24 protein-coding genes and 1 pseudogene are annotated in these 25,925 nt (G+C 70.0%); 11 read left to right on the top strand and 14 right to left on the bottom strand.

Translation table 11 applies throughout. From position 1 onward, the window contains the following. Positions 1–22 precede the first annotated feature (22 nt). The 6 genes from ABZ780_RS24555 (at position 23) to ABZ780_RS24530 (ending at position 5,315) form a co-directional block, all read left to right on the top strand. A complete protein-coding gene (locus ABZ780_RS24555) occupies positions 23–1,183 on the top strand; it encodes a glycosyltransferase family 4 protein (RefSeq protein WP_357487618.1) in 1,161 nt (386 codons plus the stop codon). An 83-nt stretch (positions 1,184–1,266) separates the two neighbouring features. Continuing rightward, the gene (locus tag ABZ780_RS24550; protein ID WP_357006332.1) at positions 1,267–1,770 is read left to right on the top strand and encodes a hypothetical protein; all 504 of its coding nucleotides are present in this window, start codon (positions 1,267–1,269) and stop codon (positions 1,768–1,770) included. Positions 1,771–1,907: 137 nt separating this feature from the next. Further along, on the top strand, positions 1,908–2,831 hold the full coding sequence (gene pdxS, locus ABZ780_RS24545; protein ID WP_357006334.1) for a pyridoxal 5'-phosphate synthase lyase subunit PdxS: 924 nt from the start codon (positions 1,908–1,910) through the stop codon (positions 2,829–2,831). Positions 2,832–2,913: 82 nt separating this feature from the next. Then, on the top strand, positions 2,914–3,522 hold the full coding sequence (pdxT, locus tag ABZ780_RS24540; protein ID WP_357487617.1) for a pyridoxal 5'-phosphate synthase glutaminase subunit PdxT: 609 nt from the start codon (positions 2,914–2,916) through the stop codon (positions 3,520–3,522). Positions 3,523–3,782: 260 nt separating this feature from the next. Further along, on the top strand, positions 3,783–4,535 hold the full coding sequence (locus ABZ780_RS24535; protein WP_357006340.1) for a YebC/PmpR family DNA-binding transcriptional regulator: 753 nt from the start codon (positions 3,783–3,785) through the stop codon (positions 4,533–4,535). Between the two features lie 168 nt (positions 4,536–4,703). Then, positions 4,704–5,315 carry a DUF402 domain-containing protein gene (locus ABZ780_RS24530; RefSeq protein WP_357487616.1) on the top strand — a complete coding sequence of 204 codons (612 nt, stop codon included), beginning with the start codon at positions 4,704–4,706 and terminating at the stop codon, positions 5,313–5,315. A gap of 82 nt (positions 5,316–5,397) precedes the next feature. Here ABZ780_RS24530 and ABZ780_RS24525 read toward each other — a convergent pair whose 3' ends face one another. The 7 genes and pseudogenes from ABZ780_RS24525 to ABZ780_RS24495 all read right to left on the bottom strand — a co-directional run bounded on the left by ABZ780_RS24525 (position 5,398) and on the right by ABZ780_RS24495 (position 11,881). Beyond that, the gene (locus ABZ780_RS24525) at positions 5,398–6,459 is read right to left on the bottom strand and encodes an ABC transporter permease (protein WP_357487615.1); all 1,062 of its coding nucleotides are present in this window, start codon (positions 6,457–6,459) and stop codon (positions 5,398–5,400) included. Continuing rightward, complete coding sequence (locus ABZ780_RS24520) at positions 6,456–7,349, bottom strand: ATP-binding cassette domain-containing protein (RefSeq protein ID WP_357487614.1); 894 nt, start codon at positions 7,347–7,349, stop codon at positions 6,456–6,458. The genes ABZ780_RS24525 and ABZ780_RS24520 overlap by 4 nt, the downstream gene beginning before the upstream one ends. A gap of 81 nt (positions 7,350–7,430) precedes the next feature. Then, positions 7,431–8,126, bottom strand: a complete 696-nt coding sequence (locus tag ABZ780_RS24515; RefSeq protein ID WP_357487672.1) for a response regulator transcription factor — start codon at positions 8,124–8,126, stop codon at positions 7,431–7,433. A 206-nt stretch (positions 8,127–8,332) separates the two neighbouring features. Then, positions 8,333–9,586 (bottom strand): annotated as a pseudogene (locus tag ABZ780_RS24510) (sensor histidine kinase); the annotation flags it as partial. 146 nt (positions 9,587–9,732) lie between these two features. After that, the gene (locus ABZ780_RS24505) at positions 9,733–10,680 is read right to left on the bottom strand and encodes a permease prefix domain 1-containing protein (RefSeq protein WP_357487613.1); all 948 of its coding nucleotides are present in this window, start codon (positions 10,678–10,680) and stop codon (positions 9,733–9,735) included. Then, positions 10,677–11,018, bottom strand: a complete 342-nt coding sequence (locus ABZ780_RS24500; protein WP_110564981.1) for a PadR family transcriptional regulator — start codon at positions 11,016–11,018, stop codon at positions 10,677–10,679. Before ABZ780_RS24500 ends, ABZ780_RS24505 begins: the two co-directional genes overlap by 4 nt. Before the next feature lie 242 nt (positions 11,019–11,260). Next, the gene (locus ABZ780_RS24495; RefSeq protein WP_357487612.1) at positions 11,261–11,881 is read right to left on the bottom strand and encodes an L-threonylcarbamoyladenylate synthase; all 621 of its coding nucleotides are present in this window, start codon (positions 11,879–11,881) and stop codon (positions 11,261–11,263) included. 132 nt (positions 11,882–12,013) lie between these two features. Between ABZ780_RS24495 and dnaE the strand changes: the two genes are divergently transcribed. After that, on the top strand, positions 12,014–15,544 hold the full coding sequence (gene dnaE, locus ABZ780_RS24490; protein ID WP_357487611.1) for a DNA polymerase III subunit alpha: 3,531 nt from the start codon (positions 12,014–12,016) through the stop codon (positions 15,542–15,544). Between the two features lie 23 nt (positions 15,545–15,567). Here dnaE and abc-f read toward each other — a convergent pair whose 3' ends face one another. From abc-f to ABZ780_RS24465, 5 genes are all read right to left on the bottom strand, one after another. Next, the gene (abc-f, locus tag ABZ780_RS24485) at positions 15,568–17,205 is read right to left on the bottom strand and encodes a ribosomal protection-like ABC-F family protein (protein ID WP_357487610.1); all 1,638 of its coding nucleotides are present in this window, start codon (positions 17,203–17,205) and stop codon (positions 15,568–15,570) included. Positions 17,206–17,469: 264 nt separating this feature from the next. Then, a complete protein-coding gene (locus ABZ780_RS24480; protein WP_357006368.1) occupies positions 17,470–17,874 on the bottom strand; it encodes a type II toxin-antitoxin system VapC family toxin in 405 nt (134 codons plus the stop codon). Next, the gene (locus ABZ780_RS24475; protein WP_357487609.1) at positions 17,871–18,071 is read right to left on the bottom strand and encodes a hypothetical protein; all 201 of its coding nucleotides are present in this window, start codon (positions 18,069–18,071) and stop codon (positions 17,871–17,873) included. The genes ABZ780_RS24480 and ABZ780_RS24475 overlap by 4 nt, the downstream gene beginning before the upstream one ends. Positions 18,072–18,164: 93 nt before the next feature. Beyond that, a complete protein-coding gene (locus tag ABZ780_RS24470; RefSeq protein WP_357487608.1) occupies positions 18,165–18,857 on the bottom strand; it encodes a response regulator in 693 nt (230 codons plus the stop codon). Further along, on the bottom strand, positions 18,854–20,443 hold the full coding sequence (locus tag ABZ780_RS24465) for a sensor histidine kinase (RefSeq protein ID WP_357487607.1): 1,590 nt from the start codon (positions 20,441–20,443) through the stop codon (positions 18,854–18,856). The genes ABZ780_RS24470 and ABZ780_RS24465 overlap by 4 nt, the downstream gene beginning before the upstream one ends. Before the next feature lie 82 nt (positions 20,444–20,525). Here ABZ780_RS24465 and ABZ780_RS24460 point away from each other — a divergent pair, with 82 nt between their 5' ends. Together ABZ780_RS24460 and ABZ780_RS24455 are read left to right on the top strand one after the other, a co-directional pair. Next, complete coding sequence (locus ABZ780_RS24460; RefSeq protein WP_357487606.1) at positions 20,526–21,917, top strand: cation:dicarboxylase symporter family transporter; 1,392 nt, start codon at positions 20,526–20,528, stop codon at positions 21,915–21,917. 313 nt (positions 21,918–22,230) lie between these two features. After that, positions 22,231–22,797 carry an NUDIX hydrolase gene (locus ABZ780_RS24455; protein WP_357487605.1) on the top strand — a complete coding sequence of 189 codons (567 nt, stop codon included), beginning with the start codon at positions 22,231–22,233 and terminating at the stop codon, positions 22,795–22,797. 3 nt (positions 22,798–22,800) lie between these two features. Here ABZ780_RS24455 and ABZ780_RS24450 read toward each other — a convergent pair whose 3' ends face one another. After that, positions 22,801–24,222 (bottom strand): helix-turn-helix domain-containing protein, encoded by a 1,422-nt coding sequence (locus tag ABZ780_RS24450; protein ID WP_357487604.1) that lies wholly within the window; start codon positions 24,220–24,222, stop codon positions 22,801–22,803. A gap of 484 nt (positions 24,223–24,706) precedes the next feature. On the opposite strand from ABZ780_RS24450, the gene ABZ780_RS24445 reads away from it, so the two are divergent. Then, positions 24,707–24,925, top strand: a complete 219-nt coding sequence (locus tag ABZ780_RS24445) for a hypothetical protein (protein WP_357487603.1) — start codon at positions 24,707–24,709, stop codon at positions 24,923–24,925. Then, entirely contained in the window at positions 24,922–25,095 is a 174-nt protein-coding gene (locus ABZ780_RS24440; protein WP_357487602.1) for a hypothetical protein, read from the top strand. The genes ABZ780_RS24445 and ABZ780_RS24440 overlap by 4 nt, the downstream gene beginning before the upstream one ends. Positions 25,096–25,282: 187 nt before the next feature. Here ABZ780_RS24440 and ABZ780_RS24435 read toward each other — a convergent pair. Beyond that, on the bottom strand, positions 25,283–25,925 hold a 643-nt coding region (locus ABZ780_RS24435; RefSeq protein ID WP_357487601.1), incomplete at its 5' end, for a tetratricopeptide repeat protein.

Genomic DNA, 25,925 nt, shown 5'->3' with positions numbered 1-25,925 from the left:
CGCGGACGAGGGGCGCTGACGTATGCGGATCGGCATCGTCTGCCCGTACTCCTTCGATGTTCCCGGCGGGGTGCAGAACCACGTCATGGACCTCGCGGAGGCGTTGATCGCCCTGGGTCACGAGGTCAGCGTGCTCGCGCCGGCCGACGAGGATTCACCGCTGCCGGAGTACGTGGTCTCCGCCGGTCGGGCGGTGCCGCTGCCGTACAACGGGTCGGTGGCCCGGATCGCGTTCGGCCCGGTCTCCACGGCCCGGGTCCGGCGGTGGATCACCAACGGTGACTTCGACGTGCTGCACGTGCACGAGCCGCTCACGTTGAGCCTGTCGCTGTTGGCGGTGCTGTCCGCCCGTGGGCCGGTGGTGGCGACGTTCCACACCGCGATGACGCGGTCGCGGGTGTTGGCCGCCGCGCAGGGTGTGCTGCAGATCGTGCTGGAGCGGATCACCGCCCGGATCGCGGTGAGCGCGTTGGCCCGCAAGGTGCAGGTCGAGCACATGGACGGCGGCGCGGTGGAGATCCCCAACGGGGTGGCGGTGGTCAAGTTCGCCGACGCCGAGCCGTTGCCCGGGTGGCCGGGGGAGTGCGCTGCGGGCTCCGGCGGCACGTTGGGGTTCCTGGGCCGCTTCACGGAGGCGCGGAAGGGGTTCCCGGTGCTGCGGGACGCTTTCGTGTCGATGGCCGAGACCCGTCCGGGGCTGCGGCTGCTGGTCGCGGGGCCGGGTGACCCGGACGACCTGTTTGACCAGTTTCCGTCGGCGCTGCACGACCGGGTGACCTTCCTCGGTCTGGTGTCGGAGCCGGACAAGGCGCGGATGCTGCGCAGTGTGCACCTGTATGTCGCGCCGAACACGGGTGGCGAGTCGTTCGGGATGATCCTGACCGAGGCGCTGGCCGCGGGGACCACGGTCGTCGCGAGCGACCTGGACGCGTTCCGTCGGGTGCTCGACGGCGGGCGGGCCGGGCGGCTCTTTCCCACCGGCGACGCGGCGGGGCTGCGCGACGCCCTGTCCGAATTACTGGACGATCCGGACGGCCGGGCCGTGTTGAGCGCCTGCGGCGATCAGGTGGTGGCGAATTATGACTGGCCGGTGGTTGCTCGCCGTGTTCTGGAGGTATACGCAGCGGCGATCGAGGCAACCGACGGACGGGTCATCGACCAGGAATGGGTGGGGCTGGGCTGAGCCGATGTGACGGATGGCGCGGCTGGTGACAGGGTGACCGGCGAGAACGCGCACAGTCGGAGGAGAAACGGAGCAGCACGACGATGCCGCACATGTGGTGGGTGGTGGCCGCGAGTGTGGTCGTGGGGCTGGTCGCGGCGTACCTCATCTGGACCGCCGGCCGGGTCGAGCGGCTGCAGGGCCGCGCGGAGCTGGCGGCGCGGGCCCTCGACGCCCACCTGTTGCGCCGGGCGGCGGCCGCCGCCGTGTTGGCGGAGCGGCGCTTCGGCGTCGAGCTGTACGCGGCGGCCCGGATCGCGCTGGACGCGCACCCCGACGAGCGGGAGGCGGCGGAGAACGATCTGACCCGTCAGCTGCGCTCGGTGCAGCTGGACCCGGCCGACCCGGACTGCACGGCGGTGATCGCGGCGAGCCGCCGACTCGCGCTGTCCCGGCAGGTCCACACCGACCTGGTGCGGGACGCCCGGTCGGCACGCAGCCGGCCGCTGGTGCGGTTGTTGCGGATGGGGCGGGGTCGGGACTGGCCGCGCTACTTCGACATCGACGACCCGACACTGGTCGCGCCGGCGGACGTCCCCACCGGCTGACCGGCACCCACCGGCCGGCTGGTGACGACGGCCACAGGGCAGGCCACCGGGGGTCGAATTGGCTGTCGGAGTGGCGTTGCACCGGACGTAGCATTTCGCTGCCACCTCCCCAGAGCACGTCCAAGGAGCGATGCCCCGTGTCCGACACCACCGCCTCGACAACCGGTACCGGTACCGCCCCCGTCGTCGGCACGGCCCGCGTGAAGCGCGGCATGGCCGAGATGCTCAAGGGCGGCGTGATCATGGATGTGGTCAACGCCGAACAGGCCAAGATCGCTGAGGACGCCGGCGCCGTCGCCGTCATGGCGCTGGAGCGGGTGCCCGCCGACATCCGCGCCCAGGGCGGGGTGTCCCGGATGAGCGACCCCGACATGATCGACGGGATCATCGAGGCGGTCTCCATCCCGGTGATGGCCAAAGCCCGCATCGGTCACTTCGTGGAGGCGCAGATCCTCCAGTCGCTCGGCGTCGACTACGTCGACGAGTCCGAGGTGCTGACCCCGGCGGACTACGCGAACCACATCGACAAGTGGGCGTTCACGGTCCCCTTCGTCTGCGGTGCGACCAACCTGGGCGAGGCGCTGCGCCGGATCACCGAGGGCGCGGCCATGATCCGCTCCAAGGGTGAGGCGGGCACCGGTGACGTCTCCAACGCCACCACCCACATGCGCAAGATCCGCCAGGAGATCCGCCGGCTCCAGTCGCTGCCCACCGACGAGCTCTTCGTCGCGGCCAAGGAGCTGCAGGCCCCGTACGAGCTGGTCAAGGAGGTCGCCGACAGCGGCAAGCTGCCGGTGGTGCTGTTCACCGCCGGCGGGATCGCCACCCCGGCCGACGCGGCGATGATGATGCAGCTCGGCGCGGAGGGTGTCTTCGTCGGCTCCGGCATCTTCAAGGCCGGCAACCCGGCGCAGCGGGCCGCCGCGATCGTCAAGGCCACCACCTTCCACGACGACCCGGACGTGCTGGCGAAGGTCTCCCGTGGCCTCGGTGAGGCGATGGTCGGTATCAACGTCGACGAGATCCCGCAGCCGCACCGCCTGGCCGAGCGCGGTTGGTGAGCAGGCCGCCGTTTCAGACGCTCGGGCGGGCGCGAGTGCGTCCGCCCGGCGTCCGCGACAGGTCGACGAGAGGAACTGTGACATGAGCGACGTACCCGTCATCGGTGTGCTCGCCCTGCAGGGCGACGTGCGCGAGCACGTCGCCGCGCTCGTCGAGGCCGGCGCGGACGCCCGCCCGGTGCGTCGTGCCCGCGAGCTGGACGAGGTGGACGGGCTGGTGATCCCCGGCGGCGAGTCCACCACCATCAGCAAACTCGCCGACATCTTCGAGCTGCGCGAGCCGATCGACAAGCGGATCGCCGACGGCATGCCGGTGTACGGCTCCTGCGCCGGCATGATCATGCTGGCGACCGAGGTGCTCGACGGTCGCCCCGACCAGCGGGGCTTCTCCGGCATCGACATGACGGTCCGGCGCAACGCGTTCGGCCGGCAGGTCGACTCGTTCGAGGCGCCGGTGGAGATCACCGGAGTGCCGGGGCAGCCGTTCCACGCGGTCTTCATCCGCGCCCCATGGGTGGAGCGGGTCGGTGCCGGCGTCGAGGTGATCGGGACGGTGACCGGTGGCCCGGCCGCCGACCGGATCGTCGCGGTCCGCCAGGGCAACCTGCTGGCCACCTCCTTCCACCCCGAGCTGACCGGTGACCTGCGCGTGCACGCGTACTTCGTGGAGCTGGTGCGGGCCGCCACCTGAGCGGCGGCCCCGCGCCGCCGGGGCGTGGTTCGCGCCCTCCGACCGTCGATTTCTGGGTGATCCGACGCCGCGACGGCACCCCGGGCAGGTCCCGGGTGTGACATGCCGGGGTGTCACGTCGGTAAGATTGCCGCGGTTCGGCAGGGCCGTCGCCCGGCGCGGCATCTCCCCGCAGGGCCGACCGGCCGCCGGATCACCGGATGCGGCGCGGATCGGTGCGGCAGTCGACGCAGGCGTGCAATGACAGACGGAGGTAGAAGATGTCCGGCCACTCAAAGTGGGCGACGACCAAGCACAAGAAGGCCGTCATCGACGCCAAGCGCGGCAAGATGTTCGCCAAGCTGATCAAGAACGTCGAGGTGGCCGCACGGACCGGCGGCGGCGACCCCTCCGGTAACCCGACGCTCTTCGACGCCATCCAGAAGGCGAAGAAGAGTTCGGTGCCGAACGACAACATCGAGCGCGCCGTCAAGCGCGGCTCCGGCCTGGAGGCCGGCGGCGCCGACTGGCAGACCATCATGTACGAGGGGTACGGCCCGAACGGCGTCGCCATGCTGATCGAGTGCCTCACGGACAACCGGAACCGGGCGGCCACCGAGGTGCGGACGGCGCTGACCCGCAACGGCGGCTCGCTGGCCGACGCGGGCTCGGTGTCGTACATGTTCTCCCGCAAGGGCGTGGTGATCGTCCCCAAGGGCGACACGACCGAGGACGACGTGATGATGGCGGTCCTCGACGCCGGCGCCGAGGAGGTCAACGACCTGGGCGAGGCCTTCGAGGTCGTCTCCGAGCCGACCGACCTGATCCCGGTGCGTACCGCGCTGCAGGACGCCGGTATCGAGTACGAGTCGGCCGAGTCCGCCCTCATCCCCAGCATGAACGTGCCGCTGGACGAGGAGGGCGCTCGCAAGATCTTCAAGCTGATCGACGTCCTGGAAGACTGCGACGACGTGCAGAACGTCTACGCGAACTTCGACGTCTCCGATGACGTGATGGCCGCAGTAGACGCCTAATCCCGCGCCGCCCCTGCTCTCCGCCCCAACCCGCGCCGCGATCTTGCACTTTCTGCCCCGGCGAAACGGCGTTTAGACGACATTTCGGCGGCACAAAGTGCAAGATCGCGGCGTGGTTTGTGGGGTGCGCGCGGGGACGGTCGAGAGGGGAGGGGAGGGGAGGGCGGGGTGGGGTTTGCGCGGGGCGACACCGTTGTTCGGCGTGAGGTTCTGCGCGGTGAGGTGTGGTTCGGCTGTCCGACGATCTGCGTCGAGGACTCGCCCGACCTGCTCGCCCTCTACCTCCCGCCGGGGGCCGAGTTCGGCTTCCCGCGGACCGGCGTCTTTCCCTGCGGGCGGCACCCGTGGGAGGTCGCCGGGCACCGCTCCTGGTCGGGGCACGGCAAGCTGATGCTGCACCGCCCCGGCGAGGCGCACTCGATCGACGTGTTCTGGACCGGGCCGGGGCGTGACTTCGCCGGCTGGTACTTCAACCTCCAGGACCCGTTCCGGCGTACGCCGATCGGGGTGGACACCCTCGACCACGAGCTGGACCTGTGGTGGGGCGCGGACGCCGACCGGTACGTCTGGAAGGACGTGGAGCTGTTCGCCCAGCGCCTCGTCGAGGGGCGCTACCCCGGCATGGCGGACGCCATCCAGGCCGAGGGTGACCGGATCGCGGCTCTGCTCGACGCGGGCGAGCGCTGGTGGGACCCGGCGTGGGCGCGGTGGCAGCCCGACCCGGCCTGGTCGGCGCCCCCGCTGCCCGCCGGCTGGGACGAGGTCCCGCCCGCCCGCTGAGCAGCCCGCCGATCAAGGCTGGAACATCCGGGCGTCGGCGTCCGATCAGGACACCGACGCCCGGACGGGGTGACCGCTCGGCTCAGCCGATCGTCTCCCGCTCCCGCCAGGCGGCGCGCAGGGAGGTCCGGCCGTTGGTCCGCAGCAGCGAACCCTCGTAGATCCGGGCGCCGGCGACCACGAACACGCCGGCGGCGAGCAGCAGGATGGCCAGCGACACGATCGGCTCCCAGCCTGCCGCGTCGCCGGTGAAGAGCCGCAGCGGCATCGCCGTGGGCGACGAGACCGGCAGGTACGACAGCACCCGCATCGCGGTCGCGTTGTCGTTCAGGAAGATCACCGCGAAGAACGGCAGCATGACGGCGAGCTGCACCGGCGTCGACACCCCGGCGATGTCCTCCTGCCGGTTGACAAGCGCTCCGGCCGCCGCCCACATCGCGGCCAGCAGCACGAAACCGAGCAGGAAGAACGGCACGAACCAGCCGATCGCCGGGGCGAGCAGGGTGAGCAGGTCGCCGCTGTCGCCGATCTGCATGCCGATGACGGCCACGAGGCCGATCAGCACGATCTGCCCGAGCGCCAGGATGCTCCCGGCGAGCACCTTTCCGGCCAGCAACGCCCGCACCGGCACCGCCGCGACCAGGATCTCCACGATCCGGGTCTGCTTCTCCTCGGTGACGCTCTGCGCGATCTGCAGGCCGAACGTCTGCGAGGTGATGAAGAAGACGAACGCGAAGATGAACGGCACCAGGAACGCGACCACCGGATCGACCGCGTCGGGGTCGAGCAGCTGCACCGGCGGCGCGCTGCTCAACGCCCGGACCACGTCGTTGGGGATGTCGTCCATGGCGAGCACCTTCGGGCCGGCGACCACCGCGGCGTCCACGTCGCCGTCGCGGACGGCCTGCTCGGCGGCGCGGTCGTCGGCCACCACGCGGACGTCGAGGCCGGCGTCCCGCAGCGGACCGGCGGCCTCCTGGGTGACGGCGACACTCTCCGGGCCGCCGGACAGCAGCGGCGGCAGGATCGTGCCCGCCGCCGCGATCAGCAGGAAGAAGAGCGTGCCGAACAGGAAGGTACGGTCGCGCAGCTTGACCCGGATCTCGCGTTCGGCGACCAGCCGGGTGGCCTGGGAGACGTTCACTGGGTGACCTCTCGGAAGATCTCGGTGAGCGAGGGGCTGACCGGGCGGAAGGCGCGCACCGGGCCGCGGGCCAGGGCCGCGCGCAGCACGGGCTGCTCGTCGGCGCCGACCGGTAGGTCGAAGACCGCCCGCGGGCCGTCCAGCTCGACCAGGGTGACGCCGGGCTGGTCGCGGACCCAGCCGGCGTCGGTCTCCACCACCAGTTCAAAGCGGGGCGAGGTGTACGACTCGCGCAGCTGTTCGCGGCTGCCGGCGGCGCGGATCACCCCGTCCCCGATGATCACCAGGTCGTCGCAGAGCCGCTCCACCACGTCCAGTTGGTGGCTGGAGAAGAGCACTGGCACTCCGGCGGCGGCGCGCTCGCGCAGCACCCCCACGACCGTCTCGACGGCGAGGGGGTCGAGGCCGGAGAACGGCTCGTCGAGCACCAGCACCTCGGGGTCGTGCACCAGCGCGGCGGCGATCTGGGCCCGCTGCTGGTTGCCCAGTGACAGCGTCTCCAGCAGGTCGTCGCCGCGTTCGCCGAGCCCGACCCGTTCCAGCAGGTCGTCGGTGGCGCGCCGGGCGGCGGGGGCGTCCAGGCCGTGCAGCCGGCCCAGGTACGTCACCTGCTCCCGCGTGGTCATCTTGGGATAGAGGCCACGCTCCTCCGGCATGTAGCCGAAGCGGCTGCGGTCCTGTCGAGTGAGCCGCGCGCCGCCCCAGCTCACCTCGCCGGCGTCCGGGGCGAGCACACCCAGGATGATCCGCATGGTGGTGGTCTTGCCGGCGCCGTTGGCGCCCACGAAGCCGGTCATCCGGCCGGCGACCACATCAAAGGACACGTTCGTGAGTACCTGCCGGTCGCCGAAGCTGCGTTCGACGCCGTCCAGGCGGAGCGTTCTGGTCACGCACCCACGCTAGATCCAGTACGTCGGCGCGCCGTCCACCCGGCGGCGGAACCGGTCGGTCCCCCTTGCGACGGATGCCGGTCACCCGCCGGGTCGGACCACCCCGTTCTCGTACGCGAACACCACCGCCTGCACCCGGTCGCGCAGGCCGAGTTTGGCCAGTACGCGGCTCACGTGCGTCTTCACCGTCGCCTCGCCCAGGTGCATGCTCACGGCGATCTCCGCGTTGCTCGACCCGGCGGCGAGCAGCACCAGCACCTCCCGCTCGCGCGGCGTCAGCTCACCCAGCGCGACCTCGGCGCCCGGCCCGAGGTGGGCGGTGCCCGCCGGATCGCCGGGACGGGCGAACGTCGAGATCACCCGCCGGGTGATCTCCGGAGCGAGTAGGGCGTCTCCCCGGGCGAGCACCCGGATCGCGTCGACCAACTCCTCGGGTGTGCCGTTCTTGAGCAGGAAGCCACTGGCCCCGGCTCGCAGCGCCGCGAAGAGGTAGTCGTCGCGGTCGAAGGTGGTGAGGATGAGCACCGCCGGCGCGCCGGGCCCGGCACCGGTGATCTCTCCGGTGGCCTCCAGCCCGTCCATGACGGGCATCTCCACGTCCATCAGCACCACGTCGGGCTGGGTGGCGCGGGCCATGGTGACGGCACGACCGCCGTCGGCCGCCTCGCCGACCACCTCAATGTCGTCCTCCACCTCGAGGATGACCCGGAAGCCGGTGCGTACGAGGTGCTGGTCGTCGGCGAGCAGCACCCGGATCCGCTCGTCGGCGCTCGGCACGGCGTCACCCGCCACCGAGGTGCTCACGCCGACCATCCCGCACCGGCCGCCGCCCCGTCTCGGGTCGACGGCTTCCCGCGCTGGGTCGGCGTCGCGCCCGCGCCTGCCCGGGCCCGGGCAGGCGCGTTCTCGCCCCGGCTCGGCACGTCCTCCTGGGGTGTGGACCCGGCGTCGGTTCGCGTCACGTCCGGCTCGTTGCCCGGGGGCAGGGGGAGTCGGGCGCGGACCCGCCAGCCGCCGCTGGAGCGCCGCCCGGCCTCCAGGACGCCGTCCTGGGCGGCGACGCGTTCCCGCATGCCGATCAGGCCGAGCCCGTCGGTGGGGAACTGGCCCCCGCCGTGTCCGTCGTCGCTCACGTCCAACTCGACCTCCCGTGCCAGGTAACGGATCCGTACGTCCAGCAGACCGGCGCCGGCGTGCTTCAGCGTGTTGGTCACCGCCTCCTGCACCACCCGGTACGCGGTCTGCGACACCGACGCGGGAAGCGGAACCGGCTCGCCGTACACCCCGATGGTGGCCGTGAGGCCGGCGGCGCGGGCCCGTTCGATCAGCTCGTCGATGCGTTCGATGGTCCCGGCGGACGGCGGTGGGGAGTCGGTGGCTCCGTCGGGGGCGCGCAGCACGCCGAGCATCCGGCGCAGCTCGTCGACGGCGGTGCGGGCGCTCTGCTCGATGGCGGTGAGTGCCGTGCGGGCCTTGCCCGGGTCGCGGTCGAACACCCGGCGGCAGGCGGACGCCTGCACCCCCATCACCGACACGTGGTGCGCGACCACGTCGTGCAGCTCCCGGGCGATGCGTACCCGTTCGCCGAAGACCGCCCGCTCGCGGGACTCGGCCTGCGACCGGCGTAGCTCCTCGGCCTGGGCGCGTACCTCGTGTTCGCGCCGCGCGGCCACCCAGGAGGTCTCCCCGAAGAAGTACGCGAAACCGAAGTACAAGCCGTTGATCAGGACTCCGGTGACCATCGCGGCGAGCAGCGGTGGCACCGGCCCGACGGCGTTGGCGAAGGCGCCGGGTGGGATGTGCTCGATGCTGACCGCGTAGTAGACGCCCAGCCAGGCGAACATCGTGACGATCACACCGATGCGCAGCCGGCGGGCCAGCCGGCGATCCTGTCCCCAGGCGCCGACGGTGTAGAGGGCGCAGAACAGCGCCCACGAGGAGAGCTGGGTCTCCGGCGCCGACCGGGCCTGCGCCGCGATGAACGCCACCGAGACGACCAGCAGGGTGGTGGCCGGCCAACGTCGCCGCCAGATCAGCGGCAGGGTCACCGCGACGGTCCAGAGCAACTGCTCCGGCCCGGACGGTGGCGGGCCCAGCAGGAACGCCCCGGTGCTGCGGGCCAGGGTGAGACTCACCAGGGCCAGCAGGGTCACGCCCAGCCCGATCCAGAGGTCGATCCGGCGCTGCTCCGGCGTCGGACCCGGGCGGCGCCACCCGTCACGCTGTGCCACGGTCATCCGGGAACGATGCCACGTCACCCGCCGCGTCCGCTAACCGGACAGGGCGAAGGTGACCTGGTCAGGCCTGTGTGCTGTGGCTCCTTCGCGTCGGCGCGCGGCGGCCCGGCGCGGAGTCCGCGCCGGGCCGCCGTGTCCGGATCAGCTCACGCCGTCTGGCGGCGGGTCTTGATGGCGGTGTCGATCAGGTCCCAGACCAGCACCACCGCCGAGCCTATCGCGATGACAGCGCCGAGGATGTTCGTGTTCTCCGGCTCGGCCAGCCAGCTCAGGCGGTCGGCCAGGGCCGGGTTGAGCAGCCGGTCGGAGAGCGCCAACCAGATCACCGGCACCGTGAACGCGACGTTGATCAGGGCCTTCACCCCGAACAGGGCCCAGTTCCAGCGCCCGATCCGGTACTTGACGATTTCGAACACCAGGCTGGCGACCAGCACCGCGATCAGCGCCGGCAGCCAGAACGACCACAGAGCCGGGTCGAGGATCGGGATGTTCTCGCCGTCGGTGCCGTTCACCCAGGACCGGTAATGCTGGAAGGGCAGGTAGCCGATGGTCAACACCAGCATGGCCACCGCGGCGACGGTGTCGGTGAGGGAGACGTCCTTGTGGGCGGGGACGTCGGGCAGTTGGTCGACGTTCCAGTCGGGCAGGTCGGCGGCGGGTTGGAAGCGGTCGATGAGCGCGAAGGTCAGGGTGAGCCAGAAGGCGATCTGCACGGCAACCTCTATGGCGGTGCCGATGCCGCTCCCGATGGCCCCGAAACCCTTGCCTTCGGCCACCTCGACGATGGCGACGATCGCGCCGACGAGCGCCGGGATGAAGCTGAGCAGCAGCTTCAGCAGCCGCAGCCAGACGAGGTAGTAGGTCGGGCCGATGAGCTGGAGCCGACGGTCGGCGTACTGGGCGGCCAGCAGGTCCGGGTTGCCCAGCTCGGTGAGCACCGCCCGCTCGGCGGCGGTGGCGTCCTCGCCGCCGCTGGTCCGGTCCTCGATCATGTCCTGGATCGAGGCGCGCAGCTCCGTGGCGATCTCGCCGCGGCGCTGGGCGGGCACTGATCGCAGGGTGGCGGCGAGATAACGGTCGGTCAGGGTGTTCATCGGTCCACTCCTTGGATCAGCCCGGTGATGGAGGTCTGTACGGCGGCGAGGTCGTCCAGGAGCCGGCTCAGCATCGACTCGCCCTCGTCGCTGGTCCGGTAGAACTTGCGCGGCCGGCTCTCCTCGGTGTTCCACTCGCTGGTCAGCAGGCCCTGGTCCTCCAGGCGGCGCAGCAGCGGGTAGAGCGTGTTGGCGTCCACCGGGAAGCCGTGGTCGGTGAGCCGTTGCAGCAGTGCGTAGCCGTAGTCGGGTCGGCGCAGCGCGACCAGGCTGGCCACCACGACGGTGCCTCGACGCAACTCCTGTAGGTGCGTCCGTAGAACGTCCTCGCTAACCATGTGTCACACCATACTGTGTGCCACACACTGTTGTCTACGCCAATAACGTTGTGCCGGCTCGGCGGCTCGCGGGGGATCCCTGGTCGGCTGGTGTGGTGGTCGCCCTTTGCTCTGCTTCAACCCACGCAACAGGTAAGCGCCGTCCCTGGTGCGCCGGTTGAAGCAGAGCAAAGGGCGCGCGGCAGTGACCCGGCTCCGGCCGGTGCCGGGAGCGGGTTGGTGGAGGTGTGTGCGCGGGCGCGCTACTCGAAGCGGGACACGTCTCCCGCGCCCCGGCGCAGGATCTCCGGCTCCGACCCGGACAGGTCGATGACCGTCGTCGGGTCCTTGCCGCACTCGCCAGCGTCGAGGACCGCGTCGACTTGGTGGTCGAGCCGTTCCTTGATCTCCCAGCCCTGGGTCATCGGCTCCTCGTCGCCGGGCAGGGTCAGGGTGCTCGACACCAGCGGCTCACCCAGCTCGGCCAGCAGCGCCTGGGTCACCGTGTGCCGGGGTACGCGAACACCGACGGTGCGCTTACGGGGATGCAGCATCCGGCGCGGCACCTCGCGGGTGGCCGGCAGGATGAAGGTGTAGCTGCCCGGGGCGGACGCCTTCACCAGGCGAAAGACCGAGTTGCTGATCTGCACGAACTGGCCGAGCTGCGCGAAGTCCCGGCAGACGAGGGTGAAGTGGTGCCGGTCGTCGAGGTGACGGATCTGCCGGATCCGGTCCAGCCCGTCCTGGTTGCCCAGCTGGATGCCGAGCGCGTAGCAGGAGTCCGTCGGATAGGCGACCAGCCCGCCGCCGCGTATCAGGTCGGCGACCTGGCCGATGATCCGGGGCTGCGGGTTCTCCGGGTGCACGTCGTAGTACCTCGCCATCTCCCGAGACTAGCTGTGGGGGAGACACGGACCACCCTCGGCGCGGACGGTGGAGCCGTCGAGATCACCTCGGTAGGGTAGGTGCCGGTCGGCTCCGACCAACAAGATCCACAACGCCGGGGGGCGCCACACATGGCCGATTCGTTCGCGCATCTGCATGTGCACACCGAGTATTCGATGCTCGACGGGGCGGCCCGGCTCAAGGACCTGTTCGCCGAGGCCAACCGGCTCGGCATGCCGGCGGTGGCGATCACCGACCACGGCAACATGCACGGCGCGAACGACTTCTACAACCAGGCGATGGCCGCCGGGATCACCCCGATCCTGGGCGTCGAGGCGTACGTGGCGCCGGAGTCGCGCTATCACAAGGCGCGGGTCAAGTGGGGTCGGCCGGAGCAGAAGAGCGACGACGTCTCCGGTAACGGCGCGATCACCCACAAGACCATGTGGGCGAAGAACGCGCAGGGCCTGAAGAACCTGTTCACCCTCAACTCGCGCGCGTCAATGGAGGGCCACTACGTCAAGTGGCCCCGGATGGACATGGAGCTGATCGCCGAGCACGCCGAGGGCATCATGGCCACCACCGGCTGTCCCTCCGGCGCCGTGCAGACCCGGTTGCGGCTGGGTCAGTTCGACGAGGCGCTCAAGGTCGCCGCGAGCTACCAGGACATCTTCGGCAAGGACAACTACTTCCTGGAGATCATGGATCACGGCCTCTCGATCGAGAGCCGGGTCCGTGAGGGGCTCACCGAGATCGCCCGCAAGCTCGACATCCCGCCGGTGGTCACCAACGACTCGCACTACACCCACGAGGCGCAGGCCACGGCGCACGACGTGCTGCTCTGCGTGCAGACCGGCAGCAACATCGACGACCCGAACCGGTTCCGCTTCGAGGGCGGTGGCTACTTCGTCAAGAGCGCCGACCAGATGCGCGCGGTGGACTCGTCGGAGCTGTGGCAGCAGGGCTGCCGCAACACCCTGCTGGTCGCCGAGAAGGTCGACCCGAAGGGCATGTTCGAGTTCCACAACCTGATGCCGCGCTTCCCGGTGCCCGACGGCGAGACCGAGGAGTCCTGGTTCCGCAAGGAGACCTTTGCCGGGCTGGCCCGCCGCTACCCGAACGGCATCCCGGAGGGGCACGTCGTCCAGGCCGAGTACGAGCTGGGCGTCATCAACCAGATGGGCTTCCCGTCGTACTTCCTCGTGGTCGCCGACTTCATCCAGTGGGCCAAGAGCCAGGGCATCTCGGTGGGCCCGGGTCGTGGTTCCGCCGCCGGCTCGCTTGTCGCGTACGCGTTGGGCATCACCGACCTGGACCCGATCCTGCACGGCCTGATCTTCGAGCGGTTCCTCAACCCCGAGCGGGTGTCGATGCCGGATGTCGACATCGACTTCGACGAGCGTCGGCGCGGCGAGGTGATCAAGTACGTCACCGACAAGTGGGGTGAGGACAAGGTCGCCCAGATCGCCACCTTCGGCACGATCAAGGCGAAGGCCGCGATCAAGGACTCGGCCCGGGTCCTCGGGTTCCCGTACGCGGTCGGCGACCGGATCACCAAGGCGATGCCGCCGGCCGTGATGGGCAAGGACATCCCGCTCACCGGCATCTTCGACCCGAAGCACCCCCGCTACGCCGAGGCCGGCGAGATCCGTGGCCTGTACGACTCCGACCCGGACGTCCGCAAGGTGATCGACACAGCCAAGGGCATCGAGGGGCTGATCCGGCAGACAGGTGTGCACGCCGCCGGCGTCATCATGTCCGCCGAACCGATCATCGAGCACATCCCGTTGATGCGCCGCGACGCCGACGGGGCGATCATCACGCAGTTCGACTACCCGACCTGCGAGTCGCTCGGCCTGTTGAAGATGGACTTCCTCGGCCTGCGCAACCTGACGATCATCGACGACGCGGTCAAGAACATCGAGCTCAACCACGGTACGAAGCTCGACCTGCTCGGCTTGCCGCTGGACGACAAGGCCGCGTACGAGCTGCTGGCCCGGGGTGACACCCTCGGTGTGTTCCAGCTCGACGGTGGGCCGATGCGGTCGCTGCTGCGGTTGATGAAGCCGGACAACTTCGAGGACATCTCCGCCGTCCTGGCGCTGTACCGACCCGGCCCGATGGGCGTCGACTCGCACACCAACTACGCGCTGCGCAAGAACAACCTCCAGGAGATCACGCCGATCCACCCGGAGCTGGAGGAGCCGCTGCGGGAGATCCTGGCACCCACCCACGGCCTGATCGTCTACCAGGAGCAGGTGCAGCGCGCCGCGCAGATCCTCGCCGGCTACACGCTCGGCCAGGCGGACCTGCTGCGCCGGGCGATGGGTAAGAAGAAGAAGGAGATCCTCGACAAGGAGTTCATCCCGTTCCGGGACGGCTGCCGCGAACGCGGCTACTCCGACGAGGCGATCCAGGCGGTGTGGGACGTCCTCGTGCCGTTCGCCGGGTACGCCTTCAACAAGGCGCACTCCGCCGCGTACGGCCTGGTCTCCTACTGGACGGCGTACCTCAAGGCGCACTACCCGGCCGAGTACATGGCCGGGCTGTTGACCTCCGTCGGTGACGACAAGGACAAGATGGCGCTCTACCTGTCCGAGTGTCGCCGGATGCGCATCCAGGTGCTGCCGCCGGATGTGAACACGTCGGCCGGGCCGTTCACGCCGGTCGGCAAGGACATCCGCTTCGGCCTGGCGGCGGTGCGCAACGTCGGCGCGAACGTGGTCGCCTCGATCATGCGGTGCCGCCAGGAGAAGGGCGACTACACCGACTTCTACGACTTCCTGTCCAAGGTGGACGCGGTGGTCTGCAACAAGAAGACCATTGAATCGCTGATCAAGGCGGGCGCGTTCGACTCGATGGAGCATCCGCGCAAGGGCCTGCTCGCGGTGCACGCGGACGCCATCGACGCGTACGCCGACGTGAAGCGCAAGGAGGCGGTCGGCCAGTACGACCTCTTCGGCGCCGGCTTCGGTGACGCCGACACGGGCAGCACGACGGTGATGCCGGTCATCGGTGACAGCGAGTGGGACAAGCGCGACAAGTTGGCCTTCGAGCGCGAGATGCTCGGCCTGTACGTCTCCGACCACCCGCTGTTCGGCCTGGAGCACATCCTCGGCGCGGCGGCCGACACCACCATCGCCTCCCTTGCCGAGGACGGCGCGGTGCCCGACGGGGCGGTCGTCACCCTCGCCGGCATCCTCTCCGGGGTGCAGCGGCGGGTCACCAAGCAGGGCCGGGCCTGGGCCTCGGCCACCCTGGAGGACCTGGCCGGTGGGGTGGAGACGCTGTTCTTCCCCAACACCTACGAGGTGATCGGGCAGTACATCGCCGAGGACGCCATCGTGGTGGTCAAGGGTCGGGTGGACCGCCGCGACGACACCCCACGGATCATGGCGATGGACATGTCCATGCCGGACGTCAGCACCAGCGCCACCAACAAACCGGTCACCCTCACCATCCCGGTGCACCGCTGCACGCCACCGCTGGTGGAGAAGCTCAAGGAAACGTTGGTGCTGCACCCCGGCGACACCGAGGTGCACGTCAAACTGCTCAACGGCGGTCGCACCACCACCCTGCGGCTAGGCCCGTTCCGGGTGGCGGCGACCACCGCGCTGATGGGTGACCTGAAGAGCGTCCTCGGCCCAACCAACGTGACCTGACCGGGCCGTAGGACGCCGTCGGCTCAGGCCCGGTTGGGGGCCGCGATCTCGCGTAGTTGGCCGTCGGCGAGCCGCAGCCAGCGCTGCACGCCGATCTCGGCGAGGAACCGCTCGTCGTGGCTGACCACGACGAACGCTCCCTGGTACGCGGTCAGCGCGCTCTCCAACTGGGCGACGCTGACCAGGTCCAGGTTGTTGGTCGGCTCGTCGAGCAGCAGCAGCTGTGGCGCCGGTTCGGCGCAGAGCACACAGGCCAGGGTGGCGCGGAGCCGTTCGCCGCCGGAGAGGACCCCGACGGGCAGGTTCACCCGGGCGCCCCGGAACAGGAACCGGGCGAGCAGGTTCATCCGCTTGGCGTCCGGCAGGCTCGGCGCGTACGCGGCGAAGTTCTCCGCCACCGTACGGTCGAGGTCCAGCAGGTCCAGCCGCTGCGACAGGTACGCGATCCGCCCGTCGGCTCGGCGGATGTCGCCCCCGGCGGGTTCGAGGTCACCGTTGACGAGGCGCAGCAGGGTCGATTTGCCGACGCCGTTCGCCCCGGTGAGCGCGATCCGCTCCGGCCCCCGGATCACCAGGTCGGCGCCGTCGCCGCCGAACAACTCCCGGTCGTCGAAGCGGGCCCGCATCCCCGTACCGGAGAAGACCGTGCGACCGCCCGGGACGGTGGTGTCCGACAGGTCCACGACGATCCGGTCCTCCTCGCGGAGCGCCCGGCCGGCCTCGTCGAGCCGGGACTTGGCCTGACCGAGTCGGGCCGAGTGCGTCTCCTGCGCCTTGCCCGCTGACTCCTGCGCACTGCGCTTGAGCCCGCCGGCCACGATCCGGGCCAGGCCGGCGTTCTTCAGGTTCTTGGAGGCGTTGCTGGCCCGCCGGTCGGCCCGCTCCCGGGCCTGCTGCATCTCGCGCTTCTCCCGCTTGACCTCCTGCTCGGCGTTGCGCAGGTTGCTCTCGGCCACCTCCCGCGCCGCCTGCACCGCCTGCGTGTACGCGGTGAAGTTGCCCCCGTACCAGTGGATCTCGCCATGGTCCAGCTCGGCGATGCGGTCCATCCGGTCCAGCAACTCCCGGTCGTGGCTGACCAGCAGCAGACACCCGTTCCAGTCGGTCAGCACGTCGTAGAGGTTGTGCCGGGCCTCCAGATCCAGGTTGTTGGTGGGTTCGTCGAGCAGCAGCACGTCCGGGCGTCGAAGCAGTTGCGCCGCCAGGCCGAGGGAGACGACCTGGCCGCCGCTGAGGGTGTGCAGCCGCCGGTCGAGCGACAGTTCGCCCAGGCCGAGACGGTCCAGTTCGGCGCGGGTGCGCTCCTCGATGTCCCAGTCGTCGCCGATGGTGGCGAAGTGGTGTTCGCTGGCGTCGCCGCCCTCGATGGCGTGCAGGGCCGCGATCCGCTCGGCGACGCCGAGCACTTCGGCCACGGCCAGGTCACCGGCCAGGGGCAGGGTCTGCGGGAGGTAGCCGAGCACGCCGTCGACGGTGACGCTGCCGCCGCTGGGCGTCAGCTCCCCGCCGATCAGCCGCAGCAGGGTGCTCTTGCCGGCGCCGTTGGGAGCGACCAGGCCGGTGCGACCGCCCGGGACGGTGAAGGACAGCTCCGAGAAGACCGGGGTGTCGTCCGGCCAGGAGAAGGACAGGTTCGAGCAGACGATGAACGCATCAGACATGCGAGTGACCTCAGAGGTGGGGTGGGCGCGCCAGAGCCGCCCGACGACAACGGGGACCGGTGGAACGACAACATGGCCACGGCGGCTGCGCGGACGCGCCGAACGGTGGCCGAACACATCCGGTCTCACCCGGAGATGTCGTCGTCACCCGCCATGTCTGGTCTCCCTGGTCATTCGTTGACACCCAACGCGGCCGAGTCTAACAACGGATCTTCGCCCCGCCACCAGGTTCCCGCAGCGGACAGAGTGCTCGACGCCGCGGATCTAGGAGACGTCGAAGAGATGCAGCCCGTCATATTCAGCGAAGTCGGCGTAGTCCTTGCCGTTGAACGTCGCCAGCGGTAGCCGGTCGACCAGGCAGCACGCCGCGATCCAGGAGTCGTTTGTCGGCCGGGGCCGCCCCCGGTGCTGAGCCCGCGCCTGGAGTTGCCCCCAGGTCACCGCCACCGCCTCGTCGAAGGGGAGCAGCACGATCCCGGACCGCCATTGCGCGAGGTCAGCCAGCTTCCGTGGCCCCCAACTGCGCAGCGCCGTCCACTTGGTCAGCTCCCCGAGTGTCACGAAGGTGATGCACAGGGTCTTCCCGGTCAGACGGGCACGCAGACGGTCAGGTAGCCGGCCCCGCAGGATCGCTGATGCCACGTCGGTGTCCAGGACGACGAGGCTCACACGGCACCGGCCCGCCGAGAGGTGTACAGATCGGCGAGAAAGTCATCCAACTCGTCGTCCGACTCGAACAGGTCCGGACGGGCCAGGTCGTCCACGGAGGCGATCGGTCGTATGCCCTGACGACGGGCCAACTCCTCGGCTGGCACGTGCTCAGCCGTTGGCCATTCGGGCACCCGCTCGGCGTTGCTCGACGTCACGGCTTGCCTCCTGCTTATCGGGTCGTCTTCGATTCTCGCACTTCCGACATCGATACACGGCACGTCGCGGCCGGCTGTCGAGGTCGAGCTCCGCTACCGGGGTCGGTATTCGACCTCGGGGCGGCCGGGGGTGCCGTAGCGAGGGCTGCGGGCTGCTCGGTCGACGTTCACCAGGTATTCCAGGTAGCGGCGGGCCGTTACCCGGGAGATGCCGGTCAGCGCGCTCACCTCGGTCGCGGACAGCCCCGCCCCGCGAGTCCCGTCGGCCAGGGCGGCGCGTACCCGATCGAGGGTGTGCGCGTCGAGCCCCTTGGGCAGGCTGTGCCCGGCGGTGCCGCGCAGGGTGGCGAACATCTGGTCCACCTCGTGCTGCGCGGCCACCTCACCGTCGGCGAGCGCCTGGGCACGGTAGTCGGCGTAGCGTTCCAGCTTGTCGCGGAACGCCGCGAACGTGAACGGCTTGAGCAGGTAGTGCGTCACCCCGAGGGACACCGCGGTGCGTACCACCGCCAGGTCCCGCGCGGACGTCACCGCCAGCACGTCGACGCTGCTGCCCGCCGCGCGCAGCGCCCGGCAGACGTCGAGGCCGTGCAGGTCGGGCAGCCGAAAATCGAGGAGTACGAGGTCCACGTCGCCGCCGCCGCCCGCGCGCAGCGCCGCCATCGCCGCCCGCGCGGTGTGCGCCACCCCGACCACCACAAAACCGGGAACCCTCTCGGTGTACGCGGAATGCGCCTCGGCCAGCAGCGGCTCGTCCTCGACGACCAGCACCCGGATGTCGGTCATCGGCGTGCCCCGACGACGGGTAGGCGGACGGTGAACACGCTGCCGCCGTCGGCCGAGCGGCCCACCTCGGAGCTGCCTCCGTGGCGACGGACCACCTGCCCGATCAGCGCCAGACCGAGGCCCCGGCCGGTGCTCTTCTTGGTGGACCAGCCGCGCCGGAAGGCGTCCGCGACCCGCTCGGGGGCCAGCCCGGGGCCGCTGTCGGCGACCCGTACCACCAACTCGTCGTCGACCTCACCGACGAAGACCCGCACCCGGCGCGGCGCGGGCGTGCCGGCCACCGCCTCCAGGGCGTTGTCGACGAGGTTGCCGACGACGGTGAGCAGGTCGCCGGTGGGCAGTGGGCTGTCGTCGAGCCGGCAGTCCGGCTCGATCACGAGGTCCACCCCGCGTTCGCCGGCCTGCGCCGACTTGCCGAGCAGGAGCGCGGCCAACGCCGGCTCGGTCACCGCGCCGACCACCCGGTCGGTCAGTTGCTGGGCGAGGGCCAGGTCCCGGGTGCCGAGCCGGACGGCCTCCTCGGTGCGGCCCAGCTCCACCAGGGTCAGCACGGTGTGCAGCCGGTTGGCCGACTCGTGGGTCTGCGCCTGCAACGCCTCGGTCAGCGCGCGGACCGAGTCCAGCTCGCTGGCCAGGGTGCGCAGCTCGGTCTGGTCGCGCAGGGTGAGCACGGTGCCGAGCACCGCGCCCTCGAAGCGGGTGGTCCGCTGGTTGGCGACCAGCACCCGGTCACCGGCGAGGATGGGCTCGTCGCGGGCGTCGCGCTGGGAGCTGAGCAGTTCGGCCACCGCGGGTGGCAGGTCGATCCCGGCGACCGGCTGATCGGTCACGGGTACGTCCGCGTCGAGGCCCAGCAGCCGGCGCCCCTCGTCGTTGACCAGGGCCACCCGCCGGTCGGTGGTCAGCACGACGAGACCTTCGCGCACCGAGTGCAGGACCGCGTCGTAGTACTCGTACATCCTGGTCATCTGCGCTGGCCCCAGGCCGTGCGTCTGGCGGCGCAGACGGCGGCTGAGCAGCCAGGAGCCGGTCGCGGCGAGGGCGAGCGCCGGTGCGGCGACACCGAGCAACACCGGCAGTTGTCCGAGCAGTTTGCGGTTGATCGCCCGGGTGGTGATGCCCACCGAGACGAGGCCGACAATGTGCCGCTGGTCGTCGTACACCGGAACGACCGCGCGCACCGACTCGCCGAGCGTGCCGACGTTGGTGATGGTGAAGGGGCGGCCCGCCAGGGCGGGCCCGATCTCCCCGACGAACGGCTGGCCGATCAGCTCCCGGGTGGGGTGCGAGAAGCGGGTCCGGTCGGGGGCCATCACCACGACGAAGTCGGTGCCCGTCGCCAGCCGGGTCGATTCGGCGTACGGCTGGAGGATGCTGGCCGGGTCGGCGGTCGTGAGGGCCGCGCGGACGTCGGGGGAGCGGGCCACGGTCTGCGCCACCGCGAGCACCTCCTCCTGTGCGGCCTGGCGGGCGTCGCTGCGGGCCAGCCAGAAGGCGCCAGCCGCGCCCGCCAGCACGAGCAGCGTCACCACCATCGCCTGGAGGGCAAAGAGTTGCCCCGCGATGCTCCACTGACGTCGGGTCACCTCCACCACCTCCTCGGGTTTTCGCGGTGAACAGAATGACCGCAAGGCTGTCAACGGGTGAGACGGGCTTCACATTGTCGACATGAACACCACCGACTCCACCACCACACCGGCACCGCCGGTCCGCCGGGACCGTACCCGTTACCTCTACCTGGCCGTCATCGTGGCCGTGCTCGCCGGCATCGTGGTCGGCCTGGTCGCCCCCGAATTCGGCAAGGAACTCAAGCCGATCGGCACCGGCTTCGTCAACCTGATCAAGATGATGATCAGCCCGGTCATCTTCTGCACGATCGTGCTGGGCGTCGGCTCCGTCCGGCAGGCCGCGAAGGTCGGCAAGGTCGGCGGCCTCGCCCTCGGCTACTTCCTGACCATGTCGACCGTCGCGCTCGCCATCGGCCTGGTGGTCGGCAACCTCATCCACCCCGGCTCCGGCCTGGACCTCGGTCAGGACCTCGCCGGCGCGGGCAAGGCCGCAGCCGGCGACGAGGCCGGCGGTACGGCGGACTTCCTGCTCGGGATCATCCCGACCACGCTGCTCTCCGCGCTCACCGAGGGCGAGGTGCTCCAGACGCTGCTGGTCGCCCTGCTGGTCGGCTTCGCCGTCCAGGCCATGGGCCGCCGTGGCGAGCCGGTGCTCAGCGCCATCGGTGTCATCCAGCGGGTGGTCTTCAAGGTCCTCGCCATGATCATGTGGCTGGCGCCGGTCGGCGCGTTCGGCGCCATGGCCGCCGTGGTCGGCGCCACCGGCGTCGACGCACTCAAGAGCCTCGCCCAGATCATGCTGGGCTTCTACGCGACCTGCCTGATCTTCGTGCTGGTGGTCCTCGGCGCGCTGCTCTGGTTCATCGCCCGGATCTCGATCTTCTCGCTGCTGCGCTACCTGGGCCGGGAGTTCCTGCTGATCCTGTCGACCTCCTCGTCGGAGTCGGCGCTGCCGCGCCTCATCGCCAAGATGGAGCACTTCGGCGTGAGCAAGCCGGTCGTCGGCATCACGGTCCCGACGGGGTACTCGTTCAACCTGGACGGCACGGCGATCTACCTGACGATGGCGTCGCTGTTCATCGCCGACGCGCTGGGCAAGCCGCTGTCGATCGGCGAGCAGATCTCGCTGCTGCTGTTCATGATCATCGCGTCCAAGGGTGCCGCCGGCGTCACCGGCGCCGGGCTGGCGACGCTGGCCGGGGGGCTCCAGTCGCACCGCCCGGATCTCGTCGACGGGGTCGGGCTGATCGTGGGCATCGACCGCTTCATGTCGGAGGCGCGGGCGCTGACCAACTTCGCCGGCAACGCGGTGGCGACGGTGCTGGTGGGGACGTGGACCGGGGAGTTCGACCGGGAACGGGCGGTCGGGGTGCTGCGCGGCGACGACCCGTTCGACGAGGCGACCATGCTCGACGAGCACGACAACGACGAGGACGGGTCGGCGGCGCGCCGGTCCGACGAGCCGGCGACGCCAGTAGGGGCGCCGGCCTGATCACGCCCGTCTGGGGCCGTGTCGGCCGACTGCCGACGCGGCCCCAGCCCTGAGCCGGCCAGATCCAGGGCGCGGACGTCCGAACACGGTCGACGGTGGCGGGCCGACCAGCGAGGCGGTGGCCCTACCCTCGCTGCCCCCTTTGCTCTGCTTACACCCACGCACCACCCGGTGTCCGATATCCGGACGGTCGGTGGTGCGTGGAGTGAAGCAGAGCAAAGGCGGTGTCGGCCCTGTCCGTGGTGCCCGCGAGCCTCGGCGTTCGAGGTGTGGCGGCTGACCGAGACGGATGCGGAGAGTCGATACTGGGCCGATGACGGAGGAGCAGCCGACCGAGCTGACCCGGTGGACCATCCACGGCGAGCGGGTCGTCGACGACACCCGGCGAGCGCGGCTGAGTATCGCCGAGGTGGAGTTGCCCGACGGAGTGCGGTTTGAGCAGTACGTGATTCGGGCGCCCCGATCGGCCATGGTCGCGGTGCTCGACGAGCGGGAGCGGCTGCTGCTGATGCGGCGGCACCGCTTCGTCTTCGACCGGTGGGTGTGGGAGCTGCCCGGTGGCTACGTCGACGGCCATGAACTGCCCGAGGTGTGCGCCGTACGAGAGGTGGAGGAGGAGACCGGCTGGCGTCCGCACCAGGTCGAGCCGCTTCTGTCGTTCCAACCGTGGGTGGGCACCGCGGACGCCGAGAACATGCTCTTCCTCTCCCGGAGGGCGGAGCACACGGGCGGTCCGGTCGATGTGAACGAGGCTGAGCGGGTCGCCTGGTTCTCACTGGCCGAAGCGCGCGAGCTTGTGGCGCGGGGCGAGATCGTTGGGGCCGGCACGGTGATCGCGGTGCTGGAGCTGGTCGCGCGGCAGGCACGCGGAGAGTTGTAGGCGTCAACGCCGAGAGCCCAGGACCGTATCGACCCGGCGGATGAACTGTTGTACGGCGGGTTGCCGGCGATGCGGTGCGAGTTCGATCTGTAGGTCGCGTACGTAGCGGGCGGCCCGGGCTGATTGGAGCCGTGAGGTCAGGACCAACGCTTGGGCCCCGACGACGCAGGCACGCTCCGGGTCTCCCTGATGTGCCTGGGCGCTGGCAAGGAGCGCGAGGTTGAAGGCCTTGCCGCGGACGTACTGCTCGTCCATCCGAAGAGACCGGGCTGCGAAGCGTTCGGCTTGGACCGGCTTGCCGAGCGCTTTGAAGCAGTGACCGAACTTGGCCGACAGATATGCCTCGTCAAAGTACCCGAGCCATTGTGGCGTGCTGCTGCGGTCAGCCCGGTCGAGCGCCTTCTCCGCTTGGTGGAGAGCGGTTGCGCATGCCCGTTCGTCCTTGAGGACGGCATGCCCGTGAGCTTCCATGACGGAGGCTTCCGCCGCCAAGACGGTGAACCCGGCCTGATGTGCCGTCTGCCAGGCGGCGCGGGCGAGGTCGATGCCGGTGACGCCGTGTCCGAGGTAGGTGGCTTGGTGGCTCATGGCGGCCAGGATCTCCGCGCCCAACCCGGCATCGTCTGCCGCCCGGGCCAGGTCCAGAGCATGAGTCAGGTAGAGCTGGGCGACCCCGTGATCGGCGACGTCGTACGCCTGCCAACCGGCGAGCTGGGTCAGTTCGGCGACCGCGCTGAGAAGCTTCTGCCCGGTTGACGTCTCGTAGCGGCCGTTGTGCAGAAGTGGCGTCACCTCCTGGTGGAGGTAGCGGACCACGGCGGCTCTGGCGTGGCCGCCCCCGTACTGATTGTCGAGCCGGCGATAGGTCGCGGTCATTTCGCGGATGGTCTCGATGTCGGGCTGCCCGACGGTTCGAGAGCCGGCTTGTTCAACTGCCCGTGTGGCGGGTGCGGTGAACCAGCGCAGGGCGGGCAGGGTGTAGCCAGCGGAGGTGAACGCCACCTGCCGGATCACGTCTCGACGGTTCACGTCGCCTTCCCACAGCTGCGCGGCGGCGCGCACGTCCTCGCGCCAGGATCGGTTGTTTGGCAGGCCACTCTGCCGTTGCCTCGATGGCAAGGCCATGTCGAGGTGACATGAGTGATCTTTAGGTGCCAGGCCGAGTGCCATCCGCGCCTCGTCGGGCATGCGTAGCCCGTCGGCGACGCGCTCCAGCACGTCGATGGAGGTGACCTTCCTGCCCGCCATCACTCGGCTGACGTACCCCTGCTCCAAATTCACGGCAGCGCCGATCCGGGTCTGGCTTGCGCCGGACAACTGGCCGATTCGTCGGAAGAGTGCGCCGACGTCGCGCTGGCCCAGGGCGTCGCGTACCGCCGGGTCGGACCAGGCGACGTCTGGAATGCGAAGCGGATCGAGCAGCACGACAGCTCCCAGTGTCGCGGACTGACTACCCAAGGTGGGTACTCCGCAGCTTATGGGTGCGAATGTGCGCAGGTCGAGACGAGTGATGTCGCCGTGACATCATCCGTGGACATGGTCGAGGGCCGATGGCCGGCGGCAGAGTCCCCGCATGCGTCTGACCGCCCGAACTCCTGCCCGTAGGGGCGCCGTCTGCTGTCCTGTGCCCGACGGAACGACCCGGTGAGCGCCGGCCAGGGTCAACAGGAGCGACAGGTCTCCTACGACCAGTACCTGCTGGCGGTGGTGATGACTCTGGCGCGGCGGCACCGACCCGTGTGGTCGTGGCGAAAGTGGCGCCGCGCCTGCCGATGCGGCGCAGACCTACCCTGCCGGGTCCGGCACCGCATCCCGATCAGCCGTAGGCACTGGCCGAGGGAGGAGGAGCGGTGAACACGACCAGCCGGCGGGCCCGGTTGCTCACGTTGCTGCTGCTCGGAGGTTCGCGGTGAGCAGCCACGGCCCGGTCCTGCCGATCTGGAGCTGCGGCGGATGCGACGCGCCCTGGCCCTGCCCAACGCGACGCCGGGAACTCAGCGCGGAGTTCGGCGGCGCGTCGGTGTCACTTGCGCTCTACATGGGTGCGCAACTGGTCCGCGCCTCCGCCGACCTGACCTGGGTGCCGGCCGGCGCGCTGCACCGGCGCTTTCTCGGCTGGGTGCGGTGAGCATCCTCCGTGCGGGTGACGAGAAGTTCCACTACAGCGATGGGTCGCACAAGTGGATCCCGCCCGACCCGGACTACGACCAGGAGGTCTGGGATGAGCAGGTTCGCCAACACAAGCATGGTCACCTGAGAAACGAGCGCCCGAAGGTACGACTCAAGCGTCTCGTCTGACAGCCGGAAAGCGGTCTGATCGGTGTTTATCAGTGCTTTCTTCGTTTGTTGTTTGACGGGCGTACCCGCCCGCCCATGCGCATCTTGATCTCGTTGAGTAGTTCCTGTGTTCGCTGTGTCCGATGGTCGCCTTGTCCGAACAGCCGTCTCTCTGCTTCGAGCTTTGCCGTGGCCTGTGTTCGTGCTGCTAACACCGCACCCCGCCCCAGCAGTATTCGCGCCAGATTGCCGCGGGTGGTGAGGGTGCCGGGGTGGTTGGGGCCGAGATGCGCAGTTGGTCGGCGAGGAGTTTTTCGTAGTCGGTGATGGCGGTGTGGTGGTCTCCGGTGCTGCCCTTGCAATAGGCGATGTTGGCGCGGATCGTCAGGGTGTCGGGGTGGTTGGGGCCGAGGATGCGTAGTTGGTCGGTGAGGAGTTCTTCGTATTCAGTGATGGCGGTGTGGTGGTCGCCGGCTTCGCCCTTCCAGCGGGCGATGTTGGCGCGGGTGGTCAAGGTGTGGGGGTGGTTGGGGCCGAGGATGCGTAGTTGGTCGGTGAGGAGTTCTTTGTAGTCGCTGATGGCGGTGTGATGGTCGCCGGTGCTGCCCTTCCAGAAGGCGATGTTGGCGCGGGTGGTCAGGGTGCCAGGGTGGTTGGGGCCCAAGATGCGGAGTCGGTCGGTGAGGAGTTCTTTGTAGTCGCTGATGGCGGTGTGGTGGTCGCCGGCTTCGCCTTTGGAATGGGCGATGTTGGAGCGGGTGGTCAGGGTGCCAGGGTGGTTGGGGCCCAAGATGCGGAGTCGGTCGGTGAGGAGTTCTTTGTAGTCGCTGATGGCGGTGTGGTGGTCGCCG

The sequence above is a fragment of the Micromonospora sp. NPDC047467 genome (assembly GCF_040643095.1).
Classification (GTDB): Bacteria; Actinomycetota; Actinomycetes; order Mycobacteriales; family Micromonosporaceae; genus Micromonospora.
This window is presented reverse-complemented; position numbering and strand designations above follow the sequence as displayed.

Bases quoted from the DNA above. Each gene is read 5' to 3' on its own strand.
- ABZ780_RS24460 (WP_357487606.1), top strand. From the start codon at position 20,526: ATGAACACCACCGACTCCACCACCACACCGGCACCGCCGGTCCGCCGG.
- dnaE (WP_357487611.1), top strand. From the start codon at position 12,014: ATGGCCGATTCGTTCGCGCATCTGCATGTGCACACCGAGTATTCGATG.
- abc-f (WP_357487610.1), bottom strand. From the start codon at position 17,205: ATGTCTGATGCGTTCATCGTCTGCTCGAACCTGTCCTTCTCCTGGCCG.
- ABZ780_RS24470 (WP_357487608.1), bottom strand. From the start codon at position 18,857: ATGACCGACATCCGGGTGCTGGTCGTCGAGGACGAGCCGCTGCTGGCC.
- ABZ780_RS24535 (WP_357006340.1), top strand. From the start codon at position 3,783: ATGTCCGGCCACTCAAAGTGGGCGACGACCAAGCACAAGAAGGCCGTC.
- ABZ780_RS24495 (WP_357487612.1), bottom strand. From the start codon at position 11,881: ATGGCGAGGTACTACGACGTGCACCCGGAGAACCCGCAGCCCCGGATC.
- ABZ780_RS24550 (WP_357006332.1), top strand. From the start codon at position 1,267: ATGCCGCACATGTGGTGGGTGGTGGCCGCGAGTGTGGTCGTGGGGCTG.
- ABZ780_RS24455 (WP_357487605.1), top strand. From the start codon at position 22,231: ATGACGGAGGAGCAGCCGACCGAGCTGACCCGGTGGACCATCCACGGC.
- pdxT (WP_357487617.1), top strand. From the start codon at position 2,914: ATGAGCGACGTACCCGTCATCGGTGTGCTCGCCCTGCAGGGCGACGTG.
- ABZ780_RS24500 (WP_110564981.1), bottom strand. From the start codon at position 11,018: ATGGTTAGCGAGGACGTTCTACGGACGCACCTACAGGAGTTGCGTCGA.
- ABZ780_RS24505 (WP_357487613.1), bottom strand. From the start codon at position 10,680: ATGAACACCCTGACCGACCGTTATCTCGCCGCCACCCTGCGATCAGTG.
- ABZ780_RS24555 (WP_357487618.1), top strand. From the start codon at position 23: ATGCGGATCGGCATCGTCTGCCCGTACTCCTTCGATGTTCCCGGCGGG.